Source organism: Bradyrhizobium sp. Mp27, from assembly GCF_029953005.1.
Lineage (GTDB): Bacteria > Pseudomonadota > Alphaproteobacteria > Rhizobiales > Xanthobacteraceae > Bradyrhizobium > Bradyrhizobium barranii.
This window is the reverse complement of record NZ_JASAUS010000253.1, coordinates 1-6,907: the sequence shown is the minus strand read 5'-3', so window position 1 is coordinate 6,907 and position 6,907 is coordinate 1. Positions and strand designations below refer to the sequence as shown.

The 6,907-nt window shown below is 61.0% G+C and carries 10 protein-coding genes; 6 read left to right on the top strand and 4 right to left on the bottom strand.

All coding sequences use genetic code 11. From position 1 onward, the window contains the following. Positions 1-404: 404 nt before the first annotated feature. Positions 405-1,262 (bottom strand): zincin-like metallopeptidase domain-containing protein, encoded by an 858-nt coding sequence (locus tag QJT78_RS47040; protein WP_028154199.1) that lies wholly within the window; start codon positions 1,260-1,262, stop codon positions 405-407. 274 nt (positions 1,263-1,536) lie between these two features. On the opposite strand from QJT78_RS47040, the gene QJT78_RS47035 reads away from it, so the two are divergent. Next, entirely contained in the window at positions 1,537-2,064 is a 528-nt protein-coding gene (locus QJT78_RS47035) for a hypothetical protein (RefSeq protein WP_157783808.1), read from the top strand. A 74-nt stretch (positions 2,065-2,138) separates the two neighbouring features. Here the strand turns inward: QJT78_RS47035 and QJT78_RS47030 are convergent, their stop codons facing one another. Next, complete coding sequence (locus QJT78_RS47030; protein ID WP_038945928.1) at positions 2,139-2,327, bottom strand: hypothetical protein; 189 nt, start codon at positions 2,325-2,327, stop codon at positions 2,139-2,141. Positions 2,328-2,486: 159 nt separating this feature from the next. Continuing rightward, entirely contained in the window at positions 2,487-2,771 is a 285-nt protein-coding gene (locus tag QJT78_RS47025) for a hypothetical protein (RefSeq protein WP_028154196.1), read from the bottom strand. Between the two features lie 278 nt (positions 2,772-3,049). On the opposite strand from QJT78_RS47025, the gene QJT78_RS47020 reads away from it, so the two are divergent. Next, positions 3,050-3,604 (top strand): recombinase family protein, encoded by a 555-nt coding sequence (locus QJT78_RS47020; RefSeq protein ID WP_208089679.1) that lies wholly within the window; start codon positions 3,050-3,052, stop codon positions 3,602-3,604. A gap of 142 nt (positions 3,605-3,746) precedes the next feature. Here QJT78_RS47020 and QJT78_RS47015 read toward each other — a convergent pair whose 3' ends face one another. Further along, positions 3,747-4,664 (bottom strand): LysR family transcriptional regulator, encoded by a 918-nt coding sequence (locus QJT78_RS47015; RefSeq protein ID WP_035681336.1) that lies wholly within the window; start codon positions 4,662-4,664, stop codon positions 3,747-3,749. 126 nt (positions 4,665-4,790) lie between these two features. Between QJT78_RS47015 and QJT78_RS47010 the strand changes: the two genes are divergently transcribed. Genes QJT78_RS47010 through QJT78_RS46995 form a run of 4 tightly spaced genes read left to right on the top strand, consistent with a single transcriptional unit; the run spans position 4,791 to position 6,656 of the window. Then, entirely contained in the window at positions 4,791-5,120 is a 330-nt protein-coding gene (locus tag QJT78_RS47010; protein ID WP_028154193.1) for a nuclear transport factor 2 family protein, read from the top strand. Further along, on the top strand, positions 5,117-5,905 hold the full coding sequence (locus QJT78_RS47005) for an SDR family oxidoreductase (RefSeq protein WP_038945802.1): 789 nt from the start codon (positions 5,117-5,119) through the stop codon (positions 5,903-5,905). The genes QJT78_RS47010 and QJT78_RS47005 overlap by 4 nt, the downstream gene beginning before the upstream one ends. Positions 5,906-5,965: 60 nt before the next feature. Next, positions 5,966-6,358, top strand: a complete 393-nt coding sequence (locus QJT78_RS47000; RefSeq protein ID WP_129557305.1) for a recombinase family protein — start codon at positions 5,966-5,968, stop codon at positions 6,356-6,358. Positions 6,359-6,401: 43 nt separating this feature from the next. After that, a complete protein-coding gene (locus QJT78_RS46995; protein WP_028154191.1) occupies positions 6,402-6,656 on the top strand; it encodes a hypothetical protein in 255 nt (84 codons plus the stop codon). Positions 6,657-6,907 lie beyond the last annotated feature (251 nt).

Sequence of the window (6,907 nt, the reverse complement as noted above, 5' to 3'; positions counted from 1 at the left end):
GCCCTCCCGACGCAACGACAAAACCGTAAAGCCCCGCGTTCAGCATAACCCGGCAGGAATCCACTTAAATCCAGCGGGGCGCTGTCCAAACAACCGGGGCCAGCTCTGTTCTCTTATTCCAGAGCACGAGGAGAATTGCCACAACCAGCACTAACTTGCCGAGCGCCGTCGGCGACGCCGTTCTCAGGTGGCTTTTCTTTCTGACCGCTCGCGTCGGGATTCTTGTTTCCCTTAATCGCGTCTTCGTGCGCTTCAGACATGATCGACCCTGGCAATGGATGCGATGCAGCGTGGCTGCCTCGACAGCGAAATTGACCAAAAATAACAAAACTATCTGTGGTTGATCCTGCCCAAGCTTGGTGGCGGGGGCAAGGTTTTTCTACGCTGCCAAATAGCTCCAGCGTCTATTTGCGGAGAAAGGCGACCGCTTCGCCTGCCTTGGATGCCGCGGTGAAGATGGCCCGCTTGTCGGCCTTCAGCACCTTCAGCCAATGCGCCAGGTACTGGGCATGATCGGCGCGTGGCTCAACCGCGATCCCAAGCTCCGCGCAGAGGAACGCGGCGCCCAACTCGGCGACCAACTCTTCCATCGCGTAGGCTTCAGTCCCGAAACGACCCGACAGGTCACGGGCGCAACGGTGAGCGGGGCCGGTCCAATGGGTCAGTTCGTGGAGCAGCGTCGAGTAGTAGGCCTCGGTCGCGCTTGATGTCGCCGATCCGGTGAAGAGTTCACGCGGCGGCATATGGATCTCGTCCAGCTTGGGGACGTAGTAGGCCCGGTGTCCACCATGGACGATCGCAGCTTTCGTGCTGGCAATGAACCCGTCGACATCCGGCAACTCGGTGACGGCAACCACGGGAGCCCGCTCCAGGCCTTCAACCTGGTCGGCGTTGAACACAGGGGTCGCCCGGGCGAACAGACGGCTCTTGCGTTCGTCTTCGTTGCCCTCGCCGGGCTCGACCTCGATCTCCTTATAGAAAACGACGTAGGAGGCCTTCTGGCCCTTGCGGACGCTGGCGCCCTTGTCGGCCCACTGGCGGAACGTGCCCCAGAGGTGCGAACCGTAGCCGTTGACCTGGGCCTCAACCCAAAGGGCGAGAACGTTGACGCCACGGTAGGCGTTGCCGGAAGAGATATTGACGGGTGCGCGCCCGCCGCTGCCACGATGCCAAGGCATTTGCCATTGGCCTGCGCCGGCCTCGATCGCCGCAACGATGCGATCGGTTAGATGCTGATGAATATCGAAGCGTTCCTTGCTCATCTCGTCTCTCCTTGTTTGCGGCCACCGGCCGTGCCGGCGACCGGAAAGACGCGGAGAGACGGACGCCGCACCCGTAAGGGCGCGCCTGCGCGAGGGCTTGCCCCTTGCGGCGGACGGAAATCCGCGTCAGGTCAGCCGATGAGCATGGCTGGGGGACGCTCAGGAGAGACGTACTGGGAAACGCCGAAATTGCAGCGGCAACGCAGAGTCAATCGCGGATGCGCTTGAAGAGTGTGGGGCAGAAATTACATTTGGGATGTGGACAGGAGGGAAATTGCTTGGGCTGGCTTCCGGATATACCGAAGGGACGTACCACCTCGGAAATGTGCTGTTTGGACTTGGCGCTCTCTATCTGCTGCATTTCGGTGGCATAGCTCCGCGAGGGAAATTCACCATTGCAGTCGAGTGCGTGCTGTTCGTGGTCTACGCGGGCTATTTCGTGATCTACTTCGATCTATGGGCTCGAATGCCCAAGGTGGGCTTCCGGGATCTCGCCGCCGTGACGCTGGTCTTCGCCGGTTATCTTTTTCTGGTGTGCAGCGAGATTGTCTTGGCGCTTTCAGGCGTTCTAACCAAATGGCGGGGAGAGAAGTGGGCTAAGGAGATGGATTACGTCTACCTGATGCTCGCAGCGGTCGGCCTGCTCGTATCAATCAATCGTCTGGACATAGTAGAAAACAAGCCCAACATACCTGACTTCTATGGGCCCTTTATGATAGCGACGGCGTTGGCCGTGAGAGCAGTCAAGACGAGAGCCGAGATCGGGGAGTGGAACAAGGACCGTAGGGGTAACGGTGATTAGATAACTGGGCATCAACGAAAAAGGCGCCAGACACGAAGTCCAGCGCCAGTCCATTCGAAGGCGTCAGGTAGCTGCTAGCCCTTGAAAGGTACGCACGGCCCATGCTGACGCCCCGCGCCCTTGCCGCCCTTCATGTTGTTACCGCCGGTCACCAGCATGGCCATGCCCTGACCGCATCTGACGTAAACCTTTTGACCCGGCTTGAGCGTACCGGGCGCGGGCTCTTCGTCGAGAACCCGTGCCGACGCCAGCTTGAGCGGCAAGGACAAACGCGGCGGACAATATCAACTTGGCTGCCTTCGCAAAGGCATTCGCTTTCAGTCATCAAAGGCTCCTGAGAAATTCGGAAAGATTGAGGGTGCTTTGGGTGGATCGTTCACTGACGGCATCTACATCCGCTGGCCCTCCCATGCTGTGCGAGGTCAGCGTGCGTAGATCACGTCCCACCGGCCGTTATCGAGCTTCACGAAGCGAGCCGTGACGGTAATGCTGGTATCGAAGTAGGTGCACACGTAGCCCGGTTGGCCATTGGCTGGTGCGCAGCTCAGGTCGCGGATACCGGGATGACCGGTCGCGCTCACGACGTCGTCTCGCGAGGGCCCGCCGCACCCTGTCAGAAGTGACCCCAGCCCCATCCCGATGAGCGCGCGGACGATTGCGCGAGAACGACGACGAGCAGGCGGCGTGATTTTCTGAAATGGCTTCATTTCGCGCTTCCCCAAGAGCGAGACATGACTCTGCAAACCAGCGCGCTGCTTGCGATAAGCAGGGGCTAGTCGCGGGGAGATTACATGCGCGAAAATCCTGATTTACGCATGCGCTCGAAAAGCGCACGCTAGGGAAAAACAGGAAACGGCTCACTTGGTTTCATGAAACGCGCAACCTCGCGAAAAGATTCAACAAACTCCGCCGCCAGATTTATCGTAGCCGTGAGGGAAGGGGGCTTGCAAAAATCAGGAGTTTTGCAAGCGGACAACAGAACCCCATGTGCGTCTATGGGTACGCCCGTGTCAGCACCAGCAGCCAAGAGCTGGACATACAACTCGCCCAACTCGACGCCGCCGGGTGCGAGAGGGTGTTTTGCGAAAAGGAAAGCGGCACCAAGGACAATCGCCGCGTGCTCTCCCAGCTCCTTCGGAGACTGCGGCCTGGTGATGTCGTGATTGTCTCGGCACACGATCGCCTGACGCGCGGCGGCCCTTTCAAGATGCTGAGCATCCTGGCTGAGATCACCTCACGTGGGGCCGCCTACAAATCGCTGGCCGAGCCGTGGGCGGATACGACGCACGAGCTTGGCGAGGTGCTGGCGGCTCTGGTTGGCTACATCGCCCGCAAGACCCGCGAAGACATCATTCGCCGTACCAGCGCCGGACGCGAGCGGGCCCGGCAGAATGGTGTGAGGTTTGGGCGCAAGCCGAAACTCACCATGGCGCAGCGCGAAGCCGCATTGGCGAGACGCCGGGCGGGAGAGAACCAAAAGGCCATTGCCCAGGCCTTCAACGTCATATCCCGGTTGAAGTCGACCAGCAGCAATGCGTAGCGCTCGCGGAAGCGCGCTAACGGCCGTACTATGCCGCATCTCGGGACTGACGGTGGCTCGAAGCCGCCGTCATAGCCGTCTGCCGTGTCACAGTCGTGTTTGTCGGCTCGGGGCGCTAGGACCGGGTCGCGGACCACCCCGTCTATGCAACCGTGCTCAAGGTATTGGCTCCACTTTGCCGCCGTGCGAAATCGACGAACGCCTTGAACGCGGCGGTCGGGTTTCGGCGGCTCGGATAGTAGAGACTCAAGGGCGAAAGCGTGGGCGTCCAGTCCTCGAGCACGCGCACAAGGCGGCCTGCTTCGATGTCGTTTCGCACGTCCGATTCCATCGCCAGGGTGAGGCCGACGGAAGCAAGGGCGGCGGTGCGTGCAAGGCTCGCTTCGTCGAGAGTGATGGCGCCATCAACGTCGATATGGACCGATTGTCCGTCCTTCTCGAAGGGCCAGCGGTAGATCGCGCCATCGGGAAGCCGGACGCGAAGACAAGAGTGCTCGGCAAGGTCCTGAGGGACCATGGGCGTACCGTGCGCCTCCAAATAGCTCGGTGAGCCCACCACAACGTTGCGCCTTACACCCCCAAACGGGAGTGCGATCATGTCCGCGGGCACGAGGTCTGAGCTACGAACGCCGAGGTCGAAGCCGCCCGCGACAATGTCCACCAGGCGGCCCTCCGTGACGATATCGATATGGACCTGGGGGTGCGCGCGCAGAAACGGCAGGACGAGCGAAGTGAAGATCTCCCGCGCCGCTGTCGGAAAGGCATTGATGCGCAGCGTGCCCGAAGGGGTGGCCTGTTGAGAGCGCGCAACCTCCATCGCCTCATGAATTTCCCGCACGGCCGGAGCAACTTGCGCGACGAACTGCTGGCCTGCCTCCGTCAATGAGACGCTTCGCGTTGTCCGGTTGAAGAGCCGTATGCCGAGCGCGCGCTCCAGCTTTCCAACGGCATTGCTGAGCGCGGTCGTTGAAACCCCGAGCTCAAGCGCAGCCGTGCGAAACTTGCCCCTGCGGGCGACCATGAGAACGGCGTCTAATTCGGTCAGGCTACTTTGCACAATTATCCCGGCTTTCGTGATGAGACATCCCGAATTGTCCTGATTATCGCGTGACCTGTCCACTGCTATCTTCGCTGCCAACCGCAAGCAGCCGCTTGAGGCTGCACCCGAAGTAAGAAGGACCAAACAATGACACTCGAACTTCCATCACCGATTGCCGCGTATGTGGCCGCGAACGCTCGTCTCGATGTAGACGGAATGTTGAGCCCCTTCTCGCGCGAGGCGGTCCTTTTTGCTGATGGAGGCCGTCACGAGGGCTACGCTGGAATGCGGGCCCTGTTCGAAGAAGCGGTGATCCCGGTCAAAGCGATCTTCACGCCGGACACCATCCGGCACGAGGACGGACAGGTCGTTGTCGAAGGCCTTGCCCATGGGGACTTCAAGGGCAGTCCGATCCGCTTCACCTACCGCTTCGATCTCGACGGCGATTTGATCAAGACCTTGGAGATCACAGCATGAGCATCCAGGCTAATCCGACCGAATTCGCCGGGAAGCGCGTGCTCATCAGCGGCGGCACCAAGGGTCTGGGCCGGGCCACCGTCGACCGCTTCCTTGCCGGCGGCGCCCGCGTGATCACGGCCGCCCGCGGAGACCTGGAGCCCATCGATGGCGTCGAGTTCGTCCAGGCGGATCTGACCACGGCCGAAGGCGGGGAAGCCCTGGCCAAGGCGGCGCTCGAGCGTTTTGGCGGGATCGATATTCTGGCCCATAATCTCGGGGGCTCGGCTATGCCGCCAGGCGGCTTCGTGGCACTGACCGACGACATCTGGCTCTCGGAGCTAAACTTGAACCTTTTGGCGACGGTTCGTCTTGATCGCCTCCTGATCCCGCAGATGATTGAGCGAGGCAATGGCGCGGTGGTGCACGTTACCTCGACCCAGTCGGTGCTGCCCCTGCCAGAGTCGACGACAGCCTATGCCGCCGCCAAGGCAGCGCTGAGGACCTACAGCAAGTCCATTTCCAAAGAACTGGGTCCAAAGGGTGTCCGGGTCAACATCGTCTGTCCCGGCTGGATCATGACCGAGGGCGCCGTTGAGCTGGTGAAGAATATGCAGGCTGCCAATGGCGGCACGTACGAGGAAGCGCGGCAAGCTGTCATGGGCTGGATCGGCGGAATCCCGATCGGACGTGGGGCCGAGCCATATGAGGTCGCCGAAGCAATCGCCTTCCTGGCCTCGGATCGCGCCTCCTCAATCCATGGCACGGAGCTCGTGGTCGATGGCGGCACCGTTCCAACCGTCTGATCACAGGATCACGTGCCCGCTTGGCCAGGCTGGCCAAAGCGTCGTGTTTAAGGCGATGTTGTGATTGTCTCGGCGCTGGATCGCCTGACGCGCGGCGGCCCTTTCAAGATGCTGAGCATCCTGGCTGAGATCACCTCACGTGGGGCCGCCTACAAATCCCTGGCCGAGCCCTGGGCGGATACGACGCACGAGCTTGGCGAGGTACTGGCGGCTCTGGTTGGCTACATCGCCCGCAAGACCCGCGAAGACATCATTCGCCGTACCAGCGCGGGGCGCGAGCGGGCCCGCCGGAATGGTGTGAGGTTCGGGCGCAAGCCGAAACTCAGCATGGCACAACGCGAAGCAGCGTTGGCGAGACGCCGGGCGGGAGAGAACCAGAAGGCCATTGCCAAGGCCTTCAACGTCAGTTGCTCGACAATTTCCCGGTTGAAGCCAACAGACACCGCCAGCTAAAAAGGCTCGCTCTATGTCAAGAGGCAACCAAAGGAATGATTTGATGGCGGGATGGATGGTGACGGTTGGGGTCGTCAGAGACGACGGCAAAATCGGCCATGAAATGTACGCCGTCGCGGTCGACGATCCGGAGCAGGCCGTGCAGGTTGCGTTAAGAGCAGCCAACAGCGACGCGGCGGTGGTCAACGGTGAGATTGACGAAGCCTCTATGAAATCGATTGGGCTGGAGGCTGGCGAGGTTCTGAAGGTACTGGACGAGAACTCTGACCCGCTCACGAGCGGTACGAAGCGCCACTAGGCCACGGGCATCAGGGCGTCGCCTCCAGTCTGCAAAAAGCTAAACCCCGCTATTGCGGGGCCACGACTCCGCCCGTCGACTGCGAGGTTCGGAGATGAACTATCGCCGGAAGTCTTAAGGGATTACCCTTTCCGATGAACTCAGGCTTTTCGAGAAGGGAGGCTCTGGCTCATCAGGGGGCATCGTCAACTTAATCGACCGCCGAGCCGAAGGAGGCGATTCTCAGAGGTCGAGAGTCGGCGATAGCGCTT

Excerpts from the sequence above, each read along its gene's own strand:
- QJT78_RS47040 (WP_028154199.1), bottom strand. The coding sequence starts at position 1,262 with ATGAGCAAGGAACGCTTCGATATTCATCAGCATCTAACCGATCGCATC.
- QJT78_RS47025 (WP_028154196.1), bottom strand. The coding sequence starts at position 2,771 with ATGAAGCCATTTCAGAAAATCACGCCGCCTGCTCGTCGTCGTTCTCGC.
- QJT78_RS47020 (WP_208089679.1), top strand. The coding sequence starts at position 3,050 with ATGTGCGTCTATGGGTACGCCCGTGTCAGCACCAGCAGCCAAGAGCTG.
- QJT78_RS47010 (WP_028154193.1), top strand. The coding sequence starts at position 4,791 with ATGACACTCGAACTTCCATCACCGATTGCCGCGTATGTGGCCGCGAAC.
- QJT78_RS47005 (WP_038945802.1), top strand. The coding sequence starts at position 5,117 with ATGAGCATCCAGGCTAATCCGACCGAATTCGCCGGGAAGCGCGTGCTC.
- QJT78_RS46995 (WP_028154191.1), top strand. The coding sequence starts at position 6,402 with ATGGCGGGATGGATGGTGACGGTTGGGGTCGTCAGAGACGACGGCAAA.